Origin of the sequence: uncultured Parasphingorhabdus sp. (genome assembly GCF_963975735.1) — a bacterium.
GTDB lineage: Bacteria > Pseudomonadota > Alphaproteobacteria > Sphingomonadales > Sphingomonadaceae > Parasphingorhabdus.
This window is the reverse complement of the sequence record NZ_CAXBIA010000001.1, coordinates 659,497-678,573: the sequence shown is the minus strand read 5'-3', so window position 1 is coordinate 678,573 and position 19,077 is coordinate 659,497. Positions and strand designations below refer to the sequence as shown.

At 54.9% G+C, this 19,077-nt stretch carries 16 protein-coding genes and 1 tRNA gene; 1 reads left to right on the top strand and 16 read right to left on the bottom strand.

The features are described 5' to 3' along the window. Positions 1-8: 8 nt before the first annotated feature. From AACZ86_RS03305 to AACZ86_RS03245, 13 genes are all read right to left on the bottom strand, one after another. Positions 9-773: a fimbria/pilus periplasmic chaperone gene (locus AACZ86_RS03305; protein WP_339689287.1), complete on the bottom strand. Its 765-nt coding sequence runs from the start codon at positions 771-773 to the stop codon at positions 9-11. A 79-nt stretch (positions 774-852) separates the two neighbouring features. After that, on the bottom strand, positions 853-1,395 hold the full coding sequence (locus tag AACZ86_RS03300) for a hypothetical protein (protein WP_339689286.1): 543 nt from the start codon (positions 1,393-1,395) through the stop codon (positions 853-855). A gap of 1,229 nt (positions 1,396-2,624) precedes the next feature. Then, the gene (locus AACZ86_RS03295) at positions 2,625-2,825 is read right to left on the bottom strand and encodes a hypothetical protein (protein ID WP_339689285.1); all 201 of its coding nucleotides are present in this window, start codon (positions 2,823-2,825) and stop codon (positions 2,625-2,627) included. Positions 2,826-2,832: 7 nt separating this feature from the next. Then, complete coding sequence (locus AACZ86_RS03290; protein ID WP_339689284.1) at positions 2,833-3,864, bottom strand: sugar kinase; 1,032 nt, start codon at positions 3,862-3,864, stop codon at positions 2,833-2,835. Between the two features lie 11 nt (positions 3,865-3,875). Next, positions 3,876-4,517 carry a bifunctional 4-hydroxy-2-oxoglutarate aldolase/2-dehydro-3-deoxy-phosphogluconate aldolase gene (gene eda / locus AACZ86_RS03285; RefSeq protein ID WP_339689283.1) on the bottom strand — a complete coding sequence of 214 codons (642 nt, stop codon included), beginning with the start codon at positions 4,515-4,517 and terminating at the stop codon, positions 3,876-3,878. A 34-nt stretch (positions 4,518-4,551) separates the two neighbouring features. Continuing rightward, entirely contained in the window at positions 4,552-5,307 is a 756-nt protein-coding gene (locus tag AACZ86_RS03280) for a glucose 1-dehydrogenase (protein ID WP_339689281.1), read from the bottom strand. Positions 5,308-5,346: 39 nt separating this feature from the next. Next, a complete protein-coding gene (locus tag AACZ86_RS03275) occupies positions 5,347-6,633 on the bottom strand; it encodes an MFS transporter (protein ID WP_339689280.1) in 1,287 nt (428 codons plus the stop codon). A 3-nt stretch (positions 6,634-6,636) separates the two neighbouring features. After that, a complete protein-coding gene (locus tag AACZ86_RS03270) occupies positions 6,637-7,002 on the bottom strand; it encodes a cupin domain-containing protein (RefSeq protein WP_339689278.1) in 366 nt (121 codons plus the stop codon). Then, a complete protein-coding gene (locus AACZ86_RS03265; RefSeq protein ID WP_339689277.1) occupies positions 6,999-9,182 on the bottom strand; it encodes an alginate lyase family protein in 2,184 nt (727 codons plus the stop codon). Before AACZ86_RS03265 ends, AACZ86_RS03270 begins: the two co-directional genes overlap by 4 nt. Next, complete coding sequence (locus AACZ86_RS03260; RefSeq protein ID WP_339689276.1) at positions 9,179-11,401, bottom strand: polysaccharide lyase 6 family protein; 2,223 nt, start codon at positions 11,399-11,401, stop codon at positions 9,179-9,181. Before AACZ86_RS03260 ends, AACZ86_RS03265 begins: the two co-directional genes overlap by 4 nt. Positions 11,402-11,561: 160 nt before the next feature. Next, positions 11,562-12,302, bottom strand: coding sequence for a FadR/GntR family transcriptional regulator (locus tag AACZ86_RS03255; protein ID WP_339689275.1), 741 nt, complete (start codon positions 12,300-12,302; stop codon positions 11,562-11,564). Positions 12,303-12,513: 211 nt separating this feature from the next. Continuing rightward, positions 12,514-15,444, bottom strand: coding sequence for a TonB-dependent receptor (locus tag AACZ86_RS03250; protein ID WP_339689274.1), 2,931 nt, complete (start codon positions 15,442-15,444; stop codon positions 12,514-12,516). A 441-nt stretch (positions 15,445-15,885) separates the two neighbouring features. Further along, positions 15,886-15,960 (bottom strand) — tRNA-Thr (locus tag AACZ86_RS03245). On the opposite strand from AACZ86_RS03245, the gene AACZ86_RS03240 reads away from it, so the two are divergent. Then, positions 15,930-16,244, top strand: coding sequence for a hypothetical protein (locus AACZ86_RS03240; RefSeq protein WP_339689273.1), 315 nt, complete (start codon positions 15,930-15,932; stop codon positions 16,242-16,244). The genes AACZ86_RS03245 and AACZ86_RS03240 overlap by 31 nt on opposite strands. Positions 16,245-16,253: 9 nt before the next feature. Here AACZ86_RS03240 and AACZ86_RS03235 read toward each other — a convergent pair whose 3' ends face one another. The 3 genes from AACZ86_RS03235 to AACZ86_RS03225 all read right to left on the bottom strand — a co-directional run bounded on the left by AACZ86_RS03235 (position 16,254) and on the right by AACZ86_RS03225 (position 19,008). After that, positions 16,254-16,745: a thioesterase family protein gene (locus tag AACZ86_RS03235; RefSeq protein WP_339689272.1), complete on the bottom strand. Its 492-nt coding sequence runs from the start codon at positions 16,743-16,745 to the stop codon at positions 16,254-16,256. 33 nt (positions 16,746-16,778) lie between these two features. Continuing rightward, positions 16,779-17,165, bottom strand: coding sequence for a VOC family protein (locus tag AACZ86_RS03230; protein ID WP_339689271.1), 387 nt, complete (start codon positions 17,163-17,165; stop codon positions 16,779-16,781). 61 nt (positions 17,166-17,226) lie between these two features. Beyond that, entirely contained in the window at positions 17,227-19,008 is a 1,782-nt protein-coding gene (locus tag AACZ86_RS03225) for an aminopeptidase P family protein (protein ID WP_339689379.1), read from the bottom strand. Positions 19,009-19,077: the final 69 nt, after the last annotated feature.

Sequence of the window (19,077 nt, the reverse complement as noted above, 5' to 3'; positions counted from 1 at the left end):
TATCCGCCTTAGTCAAACACGACATAGTCGGTGCGAAGTTCGCCTGTGACGGGGCCTAGAGGGATCTCGTCCGGCCAAGGCAAGCGGACGATCCGCTCATTGCCGACCAGAATGTTCAGATTGACGAGTAATGCGGTTCTCTCACCGGTCATGGTAACCGGCGCCCCTCCATTTTTCGGCGTAATAACCAGGCTGGCCTTGTCGAGAATGGCACGCCGGGTCCCTTCACTGACTATTTTTGCTTCAAGCCAGTTTTTGCCTTCATTGTCGGTAAACGGCGCGACCGAGACCAGGCGAGCAGAAGGCGTGGACTGTGGAGGCACGATGTAGAGGGCGGCCTCATAACGATATGTCATGTTGACATTCATGCTGACATCGCTGGTTTCTTCCTGTTTGAACTTTATCGGCAATTGGGTAGTAACCAGACGATACGCCAGTTCCTGCTCTGGTCGAGCATCTCCGACCCAGCGGACCTTGAAACTCTGGCTGGATTTGGGCCCGATCACCATTTGAGGCGGTGTGACGAGAAGGTCGTCATCCTCTGCCGTAAGACTGTCCGTGCCATCTGGATTTTGCGCACGCTTGAAGGTTCGCACTTCTATGGCAATAGGCTGCGTGTGGGTATTCGTAATCACCACGGACTGCGCAGCGCCCGCACCGGATGGCGCCAACTGGATAACAATCGGTTTCAGGTCATAGCTATGGGCTGGAGAGGGAAAGAACAAGGCCACTAGCGAGAGCAATAGAACCCGACCCAATATTGTGCGGAACATAGCTATCTCTCCTGATTACAAATCAAAAACTGGAAAGCCGGCAGTGCTATATATCACTGCCGGCCTAACTTTTTAGATATTAAAGATCAGCTGCCAGTGTGATGGTCAGTGTATCTTCATATGTTCCCGCAACATAGGAATCTGCAACCCCTGGGAAGTTGAGATCCATGTTGCCAGTGCGTATACCACCGTTCAGGAAGATATTCGTCCAGTCCGATACGGTCACAATATCAACTGCCGAACCAGCCATCGAGGTAGAGTTCGTAGAGGTGGCGCTAACACCATTGCCCAGTTCGAAACCGATGGTTTCAACATCATAGGCAATGTTAATGGCACCACCGCTTTCGACATGCCGCATTCCACCGTTCAACGATTCCAGGGAAACAGTGTAAGGTGAGTTGCAGGAATAAGCGATCACCAGACTTCCCTGATTGCCAAAATCGGTCATGTTGACATCGAAAGTTCCCGAACCTTCAGGAATCAATTCACAGTTGCTGTCGATCGTCCCGCTAAGCGCAATTGCATAAGACTCTGAATCAGCCGGTACTACTGCTGATGCAGGAGTAGCGATCATCAGTGCAGGAACGGTAACTGCTGCTGCGAGTTTCACAAGATTTTTCATTTCATTTCTCCGTATATGGGGAATACCCCCGATTATACGATTTCCATTCCGGAAATCGCTCTCAACGGCCGGAAATTACAGTTGCATCGACCGGCCTCGAATGCAGCCGACGGGAAATTGGAAATTGGAGAAAGTCGCTCTGCGGCAGATTGAGCAACAATAGTTGCCTAAACTGCCGCACCGTGTTAATGCAACAAGGTGAGTTTTCTCACAATTTGGGCAGCGTTCCCGTGAACCTGTCCGTTTGGCCTGTCAGCGATTTGACACCAATCATGGTCGCTGACGGGCCCCCTTTCTTTGGAAACACGGTATTCCGGTTTCCAAAAACTCATCTAATTCCTTTGCCTATCCCTTCTTCGGCATGATGCGCCAGAATCCAAAATTGACGGCTTTAAGCTATTGTGAACCCTCGAATTGGGTCGACAAGTAATCCTACTTATCCGTTTCACCGGACGTCCGATTACTCGATCCAAACGCCTGTTCGGTTGAGTTGACCGAGACAGAGCGAACGCTATATGAGCCGGGCCCATTTTCCAATTTGTCGATGTTTTGATGTTGGATTTGGACAAGTTCCGAACAGGTTCAACCGAATGTTCACCAGCTCCCGTTACAGGAAGCTCCCAAAAATTGTCTCTCAACATAACAAGTCTCCTCAGCATGCATTTTCTGCATGCCTCCCTTAAACTTGCAACCCATATTCAAAAATTATCGTCGCTACAAAGCGTACCGAACGATAAGCTTCGGCTCGCGATGAAGGTTAATGCTCCATTCAGCCGACGCCCCACATCATCCACATAATATCCAGATTTGCAAGTGATTCAAAATGCTTGATTTATTCCAAGCATGGTTATTTCTACAAAATTCTCTTATGAATCAATGGTGAAAGTCCGACCACAGAAAATTTGCCATGGGCAATCTGTTAACTTTCATCCTTAACACAATGTCGTATTTATACAATTTCCGTTAATATTATTGGTTAACTCCAATGATATGGCACCAGATTCGCAACCCGAGTCGCGGCCATTCGAAGACATTGAATCATGCCAAGCTATCTTCAGCGCGCTTGCACATATCCGGTATTGGTGATGCAATATCCGAGATCACCCACGCCATACCCAAGTTGTGGAGAGCACGGGATTGTGGCTTCTCCTGTTGAGTGAGCTTTGGCTCAGTAAGTATTCAAAAAGTGACCTGCGCTATACCTGCGAAGTCCGAGAAACAGACGATCGTTATGACCGGGGATCGGCTTTGCCTTGATCACCGTCTATCCGCTTTCCGCCATCCTGACATTTCCCGCCAAGCTCTCTTTGCACGCATTTCTCGAACAATATCTGCTCGCGAGACGGGTTGTCATTGGCGACACGGATGTTCCGGCTACCGTCCCGGTGCGCCCTTCTGCCAACAGACATATCGAGTTTGCTCAGCAACATGTGGGACCTATCTTTGCACGCGGCCAGATCCATCGCCGGACATGAGTTTCTCTACTTCCGGCACAGTGACCCGGTTGAAATCACCCAATATGGAATGTTTCAGGCAGCTTGCCGCCACCGCGAACTCGAGCGACTGCTGTTTGTCGTCATAAGCGTTGAGGCCATAGATCAATGCCGAAGCAAAGCTGTCGCCTCCGCCGACCCGGTCGACAATATCGGTCAGTTCATAGTGGCGCGACAATTTGAAGCCCTGTTCCCGGTCACGCAGGCAGGCGGACCAGCCGTTGCGGTCGGCGCTGTGGCTTTCCCTGAGCGTGATCGCGATAGTTGCCATGTCGGGATAAAGTTCCAGCACCTTGTCCGAAAGCGCTTCATATTTCTTCGTATCGAGTTCGCCGGTTTCGACATCGACGTCGACGCTGATACCGAGCGATTTCTGGCAATCCTCTTCATTGGCAATGCCTACATCGACATATTTGACCAGTTCGCTCATCACTTCTGGCGCGCTCTTGCCATATTTCCAGAGCTTGCCACGGAAATTGAAATCGCAGGACACGGTCACACCCGCCTGTTTTGCCGCTTTGACGCACTCAATGCTGAGATCGGCAGAATCCTGTGTCAGCGCTGGCGTGATTCCGGTGATATGCAGCCATTTCGCGCCAGCAAAAATGCTCGCCCAGTCGAAATCTCCGATCTTGCACTCGCTGATCGACGAGTGGGCCCGATCATAGATAACCTTGGACGGACGCTGGTTGGCACCGGTTTCAAGGAAATAGATGCCGACCCGGTCGCCCGAGCGCCGGATCTTGGAGGTATCCACACCAAATCGTTTGAGCTCACCAATCGCGGAAGCACCGACATCATTGTCCGGGAGCGCCGAAACAAAGCCCGACGACAGCCCATAGTTGCTCAGTGCGACGGCCACATTGGCCTCGCCGCCACCGAATGTTGCTTCAAACGAGGGTGACTGGAAAAACCGCTCGTGCCCCGGAGTTTTCAACCGCAGCATGATTTCACCAAATGACAAATATTCTGCCATATCCAAATTCCTTATGGTCTGGCGGCACTTGCGAGAGCGACAGCTTCGCGGGCCAGCCTGGTTATTGCATCATAATCGCCCGCGTCTATCGCCGCTTTGGGCGTGAGCCAGCTACCGCCGCAGGCAATCACGGAAGGCACGGCAAGAAATTCGCCCAGATTGTCTGCAGACACACCGCCGGTGGGCATGAAACGCATTTCCCGGAACACCGAGGAGAATGTTTTCAACATAGGTACACCGCCCGCCAGCTTGGCCGGGAAGAACTTCACCGTCCGCAAACCCAAAGCATAAGCGCGCTGCACTTCGCCAGCCGTCATTGTGCCGCCATAGAAGGGCATGTCCCGATCGAGACAGAAACGCGCCACATCATCGACAAGGCCGGGCGAAACGACAAACTGCGCCCCCCGATCCGCGACCGCTTTTGCATGATCCGCCGTCAACACCGTGCCGGCGCCAACAACGATATCCGAAGTCTCCGATATAATCGCCGACATGCACTCTAGTGCGGCATCGGTCCGGAGGACGACTTCGATCACATCGAGGCCGCCCGCCTGCAGCGCTTTCGCCGTCGCCACCGCAACCGCCGGGTCACTGGCCTCGATCAGGGGCACCACCGGCGCAGCGGCAAATTTCGCCTCTAGTAGTTTGTCCATATCACTGGTCATTTCATGCTCGCAATTCCGGGGATCAGGAGAAAAACATTCCGCCATTGATGTCGATATTCGCGCCTGTGATAAAGCTGCTGTCATCCGATACCAGATTGGCCACGGTACGCGCGACCTCTTCCGTATTGCCCTGACGGCGGAGCGGCGTGCCAGCGGCCACAGCGGTACGGACCTCATCCTTGGTGAACGTGTCGTGGAAGGCGGTGGCAATCATGCCGGGGCAAAGCGAATTGACGCGGATGCCTTTGGGGCCGAGTTCCTTCGCCATCGCCCGGGTGAAAGTCATTACCGCGCCTTTTGAAGTGGCATAAGCTGCTGCACCGGGACCGCCGCCGTCACGTCCGGCTTGTGAAGCAAAGTTCAATATCGCACCACCTTCTGGCATGTGGGGTGCAACAACCTGGGTCATCATGAAAGTCGACGTGACGTTAAGCTGCATGACATGGTTGAAAAATTCTTCATCCATTTCGGCAAGGCCCTTGCGCGCGACAAGGCCGCCCGTGACGTTCACCAATATGTCGATCGTGTCGCCAAAGGCCGCAACTGTTTCCGCGACCAGACGGTCAACATCGGCCCGTTTCGTCACATCGGCCTGGACCAGTATCGCGCTGCCGCCAGCCGCCTTGATCGCGTCCAGCGTTGCCTGGCCGTCCGCTTCATTATTGCAGTAATTGACCACAACATTGGCGCCCCCGGCGGCCAGATTTTCCGAAACGGCGCGGCCGATATCACGGCTGCCGCCAGTTACGATCACGGTTTTGCCTTTAAATTTGGTCATATTATTTTCCCTGTTATTCAGATGAGGAGGAGGAAGTGATCAAGAATTTTTCGGTTTCAGAGGTTTGATGTCGGTGCAGAGGACCAGAACCGACAAGACGGTCATGATCGCCAGTCCGGCACCCACCGCAAAGGCCGGTGCATAGCTGTTGACCGTAATGACCGGGATCAGAAAGTTGAGCCCCACCACGGCCAGTTTGGCAGCCGTGCCGGCAAAACCAGCCAGCGAGGCGACGGATTTTCCGCTGTAGAAATCGCTCGGCAATGTCTGGATATTGCCGACCGCCGTCTGGAAACCGAACAATATGGCCGCCATCAGTAAGACCGCAATCAAGGGCGATGCAGCGACGATGGTCAGCAACAGCGAAACCAGCATGATCAGTCCGCCGAGAGCGATCACCAGTTTGCGCGTCTTGTTGACGGTCCAGCCCGATTTTATCAGCCGCCCTGCCAATATTCCACCGAACCACGCGCCGAACATCGCGCCGACGTATGGTACCCAGGCATAGGTGGCGATTTCCTCGACACCGAAGCCATAGGTTTCAAACAGATAGAGCGGCAGCCAGCCGACAAACAGCCACCAGATCGGATCGAGGAAAAAGGATGCCATGATGACGCCCCAGCTTTCCTTGCGCGAGAGAATTTCGCCAGAGTTCGGCGCGTATGTGGCGGCCTCGTTGGTTTCGGCATTCTTCTGGCCGGTCAGGATATATTGACGCTCGTCCTCTGACAGCCACGGATGGCTTTCGGGGCCGGACTTGTAAATGATCAGCCAGGGCACGAGCCACAGGAAACCCAGTGCGCCGACGGCGATGAAGGTCGCTTGCCAGCTGCCCAGAAAGACAAAGAGGATGCCGATGATCGGCGCGGAAATGATCCCCCCGATCGCCGCTCCGGAATTGAAAACACCTTGGGCGAGCGCACGTTCATTGATCGGGAACCATTCGGCATTGGCCTTGGTCGCACCCGGCCAGTTACCTGCCTCGGACAGACCGAGAAATCCCCGAAACACCGCAAAGCTCATCAGGCCGGTCGCCGCAGCGTGCAACATTGTTGCAGCCGACCAGACGACGATCGACAGAACGAAGCCGAGGCGTGTCCCGATCCAGTCGAAGATTTTGCCGAACAGCGTCTGCCCGAAAGCATAGGCGAAAGTGAAGACGTTCAATATGATCGCATAGTCGGTTTTGGTCAGGCCGATATCTTCGGAAATCTCCGGCCACAGAAATCCGAGCGCACCGCGATCGATATAGTTGATGATTGTCGCTAGGGCGACGAGACTGACAATGGCCCAGCGGAAATTGCCGACTTTTTTCACAGCGCTCACGATTTATCTTCCCCCCGTTGCCAAAAAGTCTTCCCGTGCAGGATTGAATATGTCGAGCAGAGAGCCGGCGTCGATACAGCTGATTCCATGATCGGTATCGGGCGATATTATGACGCTGTCGCCAACGCCCAGTTCCTGTTCCTTGCCGTTCACGATAGAGAGAAACCGGCCCGATTCGATGTAACTGATCTGCCCGTGCGGGTGCTGGTGCACGTCGCCGACGGAGCCCGTTTCAAACCACAGGCGGCAGAGCATGAGATCGGGACCATAGGTCAATATCTGCCGCGTAATCCCCTCGCCCACTGTTTCCAGTGGCACGTCCGTAGCCTGAACAAATGTCTCGCTGCGGTTTCGCATTGTTGCGGTCATCGCTTTGCCTTTCCAGCTGGCAAATCGATGCGCGCTGCAAATCCGGTCCAGTTCAGCATTTGATCGCCAACCTTCACCGCGTGCTTCTTTTCGAGATCGGAATCATAGGACACGGCGAGTGCGACCTTCTTGCCGTCCAGTGTTTCCACAAAGACGATGTCCAAGCCATTGATGCTTTCATGGCTGATTGATTTTATCTGGCTGTCACTGCCGACCGTCTGCTCCGCCGCACCATCGTATCGGCCGTGCGATTCCAGCATAGAGACAAAAGTCGTGTTTTGCGCGCTCCTGACCCGCTGGATTATAATCGGTTCGCGGCGCAGATTGAAATCGGGATCATTGGCCCCGATTTCCGCCAGGATGGTTTCGGCACCCTGCTGCGGCACAAATCGATAGGTGTTGAACCGACCGTCGAGCAAGGTTGTGACAAATCCATCTTGCCCCTGGGGCTGTCCGGCAGCATCAACCCAGATATGCTGATAGCCATTGCCGGTTCCCAGCACTGGTCGCGCCGCATTATTGGCGTCGGTGTCAAAACCGACCCGCATGATATGCCCCTGATAATGCAGCGGCAAATCATATTGATGCGTCCCATCGGACTGCACGCGCACGATATCCAGAGCGAGCGGCGCAGATATGCCGTCGACCGACAACAGCGCCAATGTCCGGGTGAAGCGGGTGTCGGGATAGGCGCCCTCGATCACGGCGGAGCTAATTCGAGCGCCCTCAGCATCGGAGAAAAAAAGTTGCTTGGGAGCGATCCTATCCGCGACCTTCACATCGCCATCGAAATGGCTTTTTTCGTCAACCACCAGCGTATTATGGGCAATGGTCTGCTTCGCCCAGCTTTCATTCTCCGGCAGATAGCGACCGCCTTCCTTGGCCTCGATATTCAGGAAACGCGCGGCGCCATAGTCGCTGACAATCTCGTTGCCATTGTCATAATATTGCCAGCTGAGCTTGTCGAAATGGCCGTGCCCCATACCTTGCGAGCTGTTTTTGGCGACCAGTGCCTGACCGCTTGTGCTATCACCTTCGCGCAGGATCGCGACCGCGCCCTGATTGCCTTCGGGTCCATCGCTGAGCAACAGCGACTTGAAGGGAAAGGGTCCTGCCTTGCCGGCGGCCAGATCATCCGCGACCAGCTTGCCATCATCGGTCAGCACGGTCCGCCCTTGCCACTGCGCGATCGACAGCAGTCCGGGATCGCGTGTCTTGCGATAGGCAATGGCGACGCCGTGATAGAGTTCGTCGGTTTGAAGGCTTTTGTCCTTGATGGCATCGTTGAACGGGAAGAAATATCCGTCATAGGTAAGCTGGATGGTGGTGCGCAGCGCCTTCAGCAATATGCCATCGCGATGCTCGAAAATCTTGCGTGCGGGATCGTTTTTTTCAATCACCCCGGCAAAAACCACAAAGGGCTTCAGGGCAAAGCGCTGATAATAGGGCCCTTCGGTATAATAGCCGTCGGGTGAAAAGAGCAGTTCGCTCTGCCGCAAGAATCCAGTCTCGCCGCTTTTGTCCAATCCGAGCAGAGCGATATCGACCAGTTCCTTGTCGCCCAGAACATAGCCCGTCATACCGACGGCAGCCGTGGCCCATGTCGCATGGTTATGGATCTTGCTGAACGTCACCGCCGACCCCGTGGAGAGGAAGGCCGCTGCCTTGCGGAACAGGTTTTCGTCAATATTATCGCGGTCCGCATCTGAAAGGCGGCTGCGAATGGCCTCATAACCCTGAATGCTGTCTACCATCCACATCGCATCGTTCAGAACCTGCCAGAAAATCCGACCCGAACTTTGGCTATCTTTGCGTGCCGGATGCTCGTCCAGCGTCGGATAGAGTTTTGCATAGGCCAGCAACATGTCGCGCACATAGTCGACATATTTCTGCTCACCGGTAATCCGGTAAAGCTGGCCACCTTCGTAGATGGCCTTGAAATTGCGCTTGTGCTGTTCGTGGGTGTAACCGCCGCCGGGATCTCTGGGGACGGGAACGACCACGCCTGCCACCATCATCTGGTCCACGAAGGACCGGGAGCGCTCCAGTTCGCTTTTGAATAAAGGCGCATATGGCTGAGCCGCCGCGACAGACCCGGTCGGGGAGGATTCGACTGGCCCTGCCACGGCGGCAGAAGATGCAGCACCCCATAGTACCACCGCTAGGAGGTTACCCTTCATGGCTTTGCTGCGCCTTCAAATTGATTGCCGGCAAGAATAGCCCGATGCGCGCCCTGATAATTCAATTCCTCGATAATCGGCGCAGGCATATTTTTAGAAACATTGCCCGATATCCGGGTTTGCGGACGACCGACAGTGTGGACAATCTTGATCGGTGCCGTCTCGAGAAAAACATTGTTGCTGATATCGCTATGCTGCACCCCGTGCAGGACCATGGATGATCCAGTCACACTGTTGCCGCCGCGTCCGACATTCATGAACGTGGAGCCGGTCAAAGAAAAATGCGGGCCAAATGTACTTTCGTCCCGGCCGCCGCGGTAGATGTTGAATACGGCGCCGCCAATATCTTTGAAATTGGAACCCGACACGTCAACATATTCGACATTATACTGGCCATAATCATCGGTCTCCGACGCAGCCTGCAAGACGGAACCGGAGATATTGGCAAAATTGCTATTCTTGATGCTGACGCGATCCGCGAACGAACTCTTGCCCAGCGCGATGACATGGAACGACTTGTTCACATCCAGATTTGCTACGGTGACGCCGTCGAGTTCGATCAGGAAATTCGACTGAATCGGATAAATTGTGGTCCGGATAACGGCGTTGCCAACCGAATCCGGCGCCAATTCACCGTCAATGACAAGATTGCTCAGTCGAACGCTTCCGCCCTGCCGGATTTCAATCAGCGACGGACGGGCAAAACTGATTTTTGCCACAGCATCTTTCGGCCCTTCGATCGAAATGGCTTTGTCCAGTGGTAGAATCTTGTTCACCAGATAGTCGCCGGTGCTCAGAACCAACCGATCGCCGTCGGAACTGGCCGCAAAAGCTTCTGTCAGACTATCTTCGCCGGGCTGTACGGCTATTCCCCTGCCCGTACCAAAGCGCTCACCTGTCGATGGCTTCGGATACCAACTAACACCAACCTGATCGCGCGTAACCGGAGTCAGATCACGAGATACGCCAATACTGGAGCCGTCGGGATAGAGGAGGCCATTCTCAGCGCGGACCAAAGCTACTTCGCCTTCCGAGATCCCCGCTACCGGCTGATCAATCTTGCCCCCGATCATCCGGTTGTCGGCAAAGGCAATACCGCTGATATCATCCTGAATTTTGACAAACACATCCGGTCCGGTCCCGCCGAGCAGATTATGCTGAAAACGGCTGTTCACCGGTGCGGCGGAGCGTTCCGCGTCGGCCCCTGCGGCAAATGTAATGCGCGTGCTGTCAACGACGCTGTTGTTCTCGATTATGGCATTGTCGACCTGGACGTAGCGGTTGACAGGCGAATCGGGTACGCCGTTCATCACGGTCAGAGCACTGGCAAACCCGTTGCCGCGCAGGCCTTCCATATAATTGTTGCGGATTGTCTGGTCACGATTGATGACACGGATGCCGCCGGTGTGGTCCTTGCCATTTCCGAAGAACACGTTGTTCTCGACCAGATTGCCATCCCCGTGGCGCAGCGTCAGCGTGCCGCTTGATTCAAAAAACGTATTGCCCCGGAAAATATTCCGCCCCGCCTTCGAGGAGATAATCTCGACTTCGCCATCGCAGCGATCGAAATAGTTATTTTCAACCGTCGTGCGGGAATCGAACATCGAATATTTGCTGGTGCCGATGCGCAATGTTTCGCCACCATTGGAACCGAGAACAGGCCGGGGACCAAAATAAACATGGTCGATACGGTGACCGTTTTCCTGACTGCCCTTGCTGTCCAGACGGACCGCAAGGGTCACACCCTTGTTGGTCTTGCCGGTCAGGTGATTATGGTCAAAGCGGTTGTTCTTGCCATACATGCTGACCCAATAATCGGACTCATAGCGATCGGGCTTGCTGAACCCGTCGATCACCACTTCGGTGACGCGGCTGTTTCGGGCGAGATCGTCCTTGGATGCGCGGAAGGCGATGACTTCGCCGGTCGGGCTGTAACCGTCGCGAAAGATCAGGCCGGTGACCAATATATATTCACCACCAAGACGCAGATTTGACTGGCCGGTCAGGAAAACCTTCCCGGGATCCTCGGCTTTCAGTGTGATGGGCTTGGCTCTCGCGCCTTTGCCGGAAATCTTGATTTCAAAATCATGCCACCTGCCGTTGGCAAGGATGATGACATCGCCGGCAACAAGCTTCGCTGCGACTGCGTTATACTCGTCTGCATTTTTGACGAAATAGTCCTTGGCCTGCGCGGGGACCGCCAGCAGCCAGATACTCAAAAACGCAAGGCAGCGCCTTGTCCACATTCCCCGTGATCCTCTCGTCTTTTCTGTGAGTCGGGCTATCAGGAGAATGGAGTAGAGTCAACCAATTGATTTTACCAAAGCGACGCATTAATTCATACCAATTGGTATAGAACGATCGGTTAAGGCGATATCATCAGCTTATTTGAGCAGGAGACAGGAATCGTTCACGGCTCTCGTTGGCGCGTTGCTGCACCTCTTCCAACGCCCGCTTTTCAGTCTCATTCAGCATTGCCTCGATAAGCCGGCGGAAATGGCGCCGCATTGCCTCCCTCGCCGCCGGTGGATTGCGTGCCGACAAGGCATCATAAATTTCCTGATGCTCGGTGGTTCTGGTGCTATTATCCACTTCGCAAATGGAATCATAAGCCGCCTTCACATCGGGCAACTCCTCCCGCATTCGCCACAGAGTTTTTATCGTGTGAACGATCGCTGCGTTGCCGGACGCTTCGGCAATGGTAATATGGAACTGTTGATCGGCTTCGGTGGATACGGCATCATCAGCGGAACCCATTTCCTTGGTAAGCCTTTCCAGTTTGACAATATCGTCATCCGAAATATTCTGTGCAGCCAGCGCAGCGGCCTCGGATTCAAACAAGGAACGGGCCTCGGTCAGCTCGAACGCGCTGACATCAGGCAACTGGCTGTCATCACCAGGCTGTTTTTCACTGACATAGACCCCGGATCCGGTCTTGATTTCGATCCGGCCAATGGCCTGAAGCGCAATTTCGGCTTCGCGTATGGTAACCCGGCTGACACCAAATCGCTCCGCAAGCTCCCGCTCTCCGGGAAGCCGCGCACCAACCGGAAACACGCCGTTCTCGATCAGATCGGTGATCTGCTCCGCTACACTATGGAAAAGCCGCTTTTCGCCCATATTCTAATCCGTCCCATTGATAGTTCACACTCTGACCTGCTGCCATGCTAGCGTATCTTCATACCAATTGTCCACTCCAGCGACAGGGCTCCAGCGAGATGCAAAATGGCGCAGCCGGTTCAAGCTCCCGCTGCGCCATCCTCCGTTGGAGTTCTGAATACCGGTCGCCTTGAGCTCGCCAGCTCAGGACTTCCAGTCGACAAGGCTGTTGTTAGAATTTGATGCTGGCACCGAAGGTGAGCCTGCGGTCCGGCAGTCCTTGAAAGCACAACAATCCTCCGTCATTGACACAATATTGTTTGATCTCGGACTTGGTAAGATTGACGCCCTCAACCCCAATATTGATATTCTCTGTCAAATCATAGGTGATACTGCCGTTGAGCTGCCCTCGGGCCGCTGTAACTACCGGGAAACCGAGCGTGCTTCCCAGAGTAGCGCCGCCCGCAGTGTCATTGGTACGAAATGCATCGCGCCATGTGTAACGAGCACGTGCGGACAGACCGTATTTTTCGTAGAAAAGTGTGACATTATAGGCATGTTTGGAGAAATCGAGTAGACCCTGAACTGCAGTATACGGCGCTGCATTAAGTCCACTGCTGGAATTGAAGATCGCGTTTGCGCGGCTGTCAGCCGCCGATGTGTTGGTGGCCTGCCCCCCGCCGAATTTTTGATAGGTATAGTTTGCCGCGAGACCAAAACCGGATGCGAAACCGATACTGTCCTCGAAGGCCGACAGATCATATTGAAAGGCGACTTCCACGCCGGTTTGGGTTGTCACGCCAGGATCGTTGATCGTTGTGGAGATTGGAACACAAAGACCATTGCCAGCATTCGCAGGGTCAACAAATACATTTCGATCGGCGATCGGGTTATATATGCCGCCACCTTCACACGGTGCGGTGAAATCCTTGAAGCCAGTCACTGGATCTACCGCGGGAGCGAATTCCTGCGTTACAAAAAGATTAGTGCGCCTTTTGTGAAAGACGCCGACGCTGATCACTGCCGCCGGCGCAAAATAATAGCTGAGCGACGCATCATATGCCGTCACTTTTTCCGGCGCCAAGCCCGGGTTACCAATTACAACCGCAGTGTTCGGTCCGGTGGTAAACCGAACAGAAGTCTTCAGATCGTTGAAATTAGGCCGGTTGATGTCCTGACCATAGCTCGCACGCAGAACAATATCGTCAGTCAGGCCTGCCGCAAAGTTTACGCGTGGCAACAGAACATGATATTTACCCGGTGTATTCACCTCCGTTATTGCACCGCCAGCGCCGATCTGGTTACCGAGCGAGTTGACGCTCGAATTTACATAGCGCAGGCCCACATTTCCGCTGAAAATACCGGCTTCAAAATTCAGTTGTCCATATACAGCATGTGTCTTTTCAGTGATCCTGTAAAAGGACGCGGGATTGAAGGTGGCGTCTGCCAGAACGCGCCCACCCGGCTCCGACGCCAGCGCTGCCTGCAATGTGGCAAGCGTTCCCGCCTGGTCGGAATATGCCAGACGCGGGTCGATGATAAGGAAATCACGGAAAGCCAGCGCCCTACCATCGGAATCACCGAAATTCGACGGGCCGGCGACCAGAAGCTGCGAAAACTTCGATCCATTCGGACTATCGCGCAATGCCGACAGGCCGATGCTAGAGCTAAATTCGTTAAACTCGGTGGAGGTATCATTATAGCGATATCCCCAATCGAACGACGTTATAAATCCGGTGAGATCATCGAGGGCCAGCGAGAAGTCCATTCGGCCGGTAGTTTCTACGTTCCTTGTCCTGTTGTTGCCGACTGTCACCGCGTCCAGAACCACGTTATTTGGATCAAGCAACTGGGCAACCGTCGGCGCAAATGCCGACGACTCATCAATACCGAATGTCAGCGCGCCACCCGAAAGGTCATAAGCGAACGGCGTGCCGTTATCATTCGCCGTGCCCGTGAGCGGCGTATTTGGATTAATAAAATTCAGTGTCGTACTGAGGTCCGGATTGCGCGTACTTGAGAGCGAGCGGGATCCTTCGATCCGCGCCCTGAAGCGGCCACTTTCCCATTCGGTGCCCAACCGAAGCAGGTTGCTTTCGGTCAGACGCGCGCCGACATCACTTGAAAAACGCAGGTTCGGCTTATTGGCAACGGTCGGCTGCAATGTTCCGGTTTCTGCAGCCTGGATGCTGCCAAGTTCGACACCACCGAGCGAACCGAAATTAACCGTTTCAAACGTGTCGGGGACGTTGGTCAGCTGGACCGAACTCACACCCGACGCCTGAATTCTTGTACTTTCCTGCTTGCGCGTCTGCTTATTATAAAAGCCGTCCAGATAGAATTTCAGATTATCGGTCGGAGCATATTCCAGCGTCCCGGCGAAGTTGTAGGTTTCATATTTGAAATCCTCTTGCTCCTGATTCAGGAACTGAATGCCAAGATAGTCAAATGCCGGCCCGGGAGCCCCCGTGGCGGTCACCCCGGTACCCTGAACAGTAAGAGTATCCCGGTCGACACGGGGACGGTTCGACAGCGCGTCTTGCTTTGTATAGCTTCCGCTTAGCACCACGCCGATTTCACCGTCCCCCGCCACCCACTTATCGCCGAAGCTTGCGGATATTCTGGGCTGAAGGCTTTTTGAAAGCTCTGAATATTCGCCCTGGACGCGCATCGCGATCAGAGGATCGCGCAAGTCGAGCGGGCGGATCGTACGCAGGTTGATCGTGCCCCCAACAGAACCCTCGGTTGTCATGGCGGTCGGCGCCTTAATGACTTCGACAGCGGCAATAATCGCTGCGTTGACATCTTCGAAGTTGATGCCGCTACGCCCTGAACCCGAGCCAACCGTCCCGACGCCATTGATCTCGGTGCGGTTATCGTTGGTACCGCGGATTTGCACACCGGTGCCGACACCAGCGTCTCTGGTAATTTGAACACCAGGGATATTTTCAAGAACCTCGGCAAGATTCTGATCGGGCAGCTTGCCGATATCTTCAGCCTGAATGACTTCAACGAGACTGTCCGCATTGCGCTTTTCATCAAGCGCCTTTGCAAGCGATCCCCTGATTCCCGACACGATGATAACGTTTTCTTCTGCAGCAGCGTCTGCTGGTTGCGCGTCTTGATTGTCTTGAGCCAAGGCAGGCGAAGCCACCATCGCCATGGCCGTGCCCGCCAAAAGTGCCGTTGATACGCGGCGCCGCGAACGGACGTTGAGCGCAAAAGTTCCTGCCTGTTTCATCGAATCTTCTCCCATGTGTTTTTTTATTTGATGGGAAACTGCCTTGGTCTAATCAGTTTGTCAACCTATATAACATACCATTGCAAATTTTATTGTCCTACCAATGTGGTATACCATGATGAGTTTTAGTAACGGACCGACGAACAATCGCCACAGCGGCGATATATATCCACGGGATTCGCTCGACAGTTATCAGCAAGTCTTTCTAGGAGAGCAGCCATTGGAGCCGGGTATGATCTCGAGTTGCCCGCAAAGTTCAGATGTCCAAAGCTTCTGCCCAAAGCACCACCCACGCCATACCCAAGCGGGTACCCACGTTAGAGCACGTCCCGTAGGAAACTGATTTTTACTAAGCTGAACAAATGGTGCTGCTAGAGAGAATTGAACTCTCGACCTCGTCATTACCAATGACGCGCTCTACCACTGAGCTACAGCAGCCGGACCATTTTGATGCGCTGGCGATAGCCGCCCTGATGGGCGGTTTCGACCGAACCGAGGCGCTAAGACCAAATGCTTGCGATCTTGTCAAGCGGAGTTGCGTTTTTCACTGGATAATGCAATCAGGTGCCATGCCAAAACCCCAGCCCAAATCGGAAAAATTACGCAAGGAAGCGGAGAAAGCCGAGCGGCTCGCTTCGCAGCTTCGCGCCAATCTGCGTCTTCGCAAGGCGCAAGCGAAACAGATAGTGCCAAGCGATCCGGAAGCAAAGCCGCAACCCTAGGGCTCGGGCTTAGGCGTTCACCACCGCCCGTTCCGGCTTGATATTCTCGAACGCGCTGACCGCCTCAATGAATTTTGCAGATACCGGCGCAACCTGATCGATTGCCGGATCAAACCAGACATAGGTCAGCTTGACCACATTGAGCAGCTCTTCTCCGCGCAAGATATGGACCAGCAACGTATAGCTGGTCCGGCCGAAACGGGTGATTCGCACCGCGATGTCGAGCAGATCATCGGCCTTCGCTGACGCACGATAATCGACATCGGCGTGGCGCACCCAGTTGTCGCCGCCAAAATGCCGCGTAAAACTGCCTAGCATGTCATTTTCGTCCCGCGGCCGGTCTGCCGCCACTATCGCCCGCATATATTCGGTCATGCCGACATCGGCAAAGGCCAGATAATGGGCGTTGAAGACGATGCCCTGCAAATCGCATTCGGCATAGCGCACGCGCAACGGGGTGATCAGGCGAAAGCCGTCGCGGGGATTTTTCTGTTCTGTCATGGCGCTGGCTCTTTCCCCAGCACCGTCTGGCTGTCAACCGGCTTTGGCAGCGGTCATGCAAAAGGCGTTTAGCTTGTTTCCGTCCGGGTCGCGGAAATATCCGGCATAAAATCCCTCGTCGCCGCGCGGTCCTGGCGCGCCTTCATCGCTACCGCCATTGGCCAGCGCAATATCGTAGAGCCGCTGCACCTGGTCCGTGTCCGCTGCTTCGAGCGCAACCATCACGCCATTGCCGACGCTGGCCGCCTGTCCGTCAAACGGTTTGGTCGCTGCGATACCCGGCGCACCGCCCATCGCGCCCCATGCGATGAACTGGTCAAAGTCCATCATGCGCCCGACACCCATTTCCTTGGCGAGTGCATCATAGAATCTGGCCGCTTTCTCCAGATCATTGGTGCCCAATGTCACATAACCGATCATGCTCTTCCTCCTCTTTCTCAGAAAAGAACATTAAGGGAACAAGTGAGTCGCGTCAATAGATTCAGAGCGGAGCGGTTTGCGCCTTGAGCCATTCAAGCGCATCGCCATCCAGCTGCGGCGCAATCACCGCACGGACCTTGGCATGATAATCATCAACCCACTGGCGCTGGCTTTGCGACAGCCTGTCGACCTCGATCAGCTTGCGCTCGAGCGGCGCGAAAGTCAGCGTCTCGAAACCGAGCATCGTCTGCTCGCCGCCTTCGATCTCCCGCTCCTCGACGAGGAACAGATTCTCGATCCTGATGCCGAATTCGCCAGCCTTGTAATAGCCCGGTTCGTTGGACAATATCATGCCCGGCTGCAGCGCTTCGCTCAGACCGCCTGCGCCGGATATTCGCTGCGGCCCTTCGTGCACCGAAAGATAGCTGCCGACGCCGTGGCCGGTGCCGTGACCATAGTCCACGCCATCGGCCCAGAGATACTGGCGCGCCAATATGTCGAGCTGCCCGCCGGTCGTGCCCTTGGTAAATACCGCCTGATCGAGAGCGATATGGCCCTGCAGCACCTGGGTATAGCGCTTGCGCATTTCTGCGGTCGGTTCGCCGACAGCAACCACGCGGGTGACATCGGTGGTGCCGTCGAGATATTGCCCGCCGCTGTCGACCAGATAGAGGGAATTCATCTCGACCGGCTGGTTGGTGTCCTCGTTCACGCTATAATGCGGCAAAGCCCCGTGATCTCCGGCGGCTGAAATCGTGTTGAAAGAGAGATCCTTGAGTTCCGGATTTTCCTCGCGAAACTGGCGCAGCCGGGCGGCAGCCGACAATTCGTCCAGTCCGCCCTTGGGCGCTTCCTGTGCCATCCAGTGCAGGAATTTGGTCAGCGCCGCTCCGTCACGCTTCTGCGCAGCCTTGTGGCCGCTGATTTCCGCTTCGTTCTTGATCGCCTTGGCGAGAATGGTCGGATCGCGATCCTTGACGATTTTCGCTCCGGCATTGTCGAGCGCTTCGAAAATCGCGGCAACCGAACGCTCGGGATCAACCGCAACGGTTTTGCCAGTCATGTCAGACAAGGCGTCGGCCAGTTCGTCATAGTCACGAATCTCGACATGATTGCCGAGATGCTCGCGCACCGCATCGGTCAGCTTTTCCGGCGCGACAAACAGGGTCGCTGTCTCGTCAGCACGTACAATCGCATAAGCCAGCGATACCGGCGTATTGGAGATATCCTTGCCCCGGACGTTGAAGAACCAGGCAACTGAATCCAGCGCGGCGATGACGGTGGCGTCATAGCCCTTGTCATTGAGCCACGCCGCGACATCCGCCCGCTTGTCCCGGGCCGATTTGCCGGCATATTGATCGCTATGGACCGCCAGTTTCTCCGGCGAGCGTTGTGGCTGGTCTTCCCATACCGCATCAACCGGATTATTTTGCACGGCAATCAGCTCCGCACCGGTCTTGGTCAGCGCCTTGCTGGCAGTTTCCGCCCATTCGCGGGTGTGCAGCCAGCTGTCATAGCCGATTTTCGAGCCGGTCGGTGCGTTCGCGGCGAGCCATTCATGCGGCTTCTGGTCCGCTACATTGACATATTCATAGAGATTTCCGTCGACCTGGTCGCGGACCTGAACGACATAGCGGCCGTCGATAAACATCGCCGCCTTGTCTTTCAGCACGATGGCCGAACCGGCCGATCCGCCAAAGCCGGTGAGCCAGGCCAGGCGTTGCGCATATTCGCCGACATATTCGCTCATATGCTCGTCACAGATCGGAACGACAAAGCCGTCGAGCCCGTCTTTTTGCATTTGTTCCCGCAACGCCTTGAGGCGGGCTTCATAGGTAGACATCAACATCGCCGAGCAAACTCCTTGAATAAGCTTATAGTGCAACACATAGGGGTTCCGGGCCCCATTCGC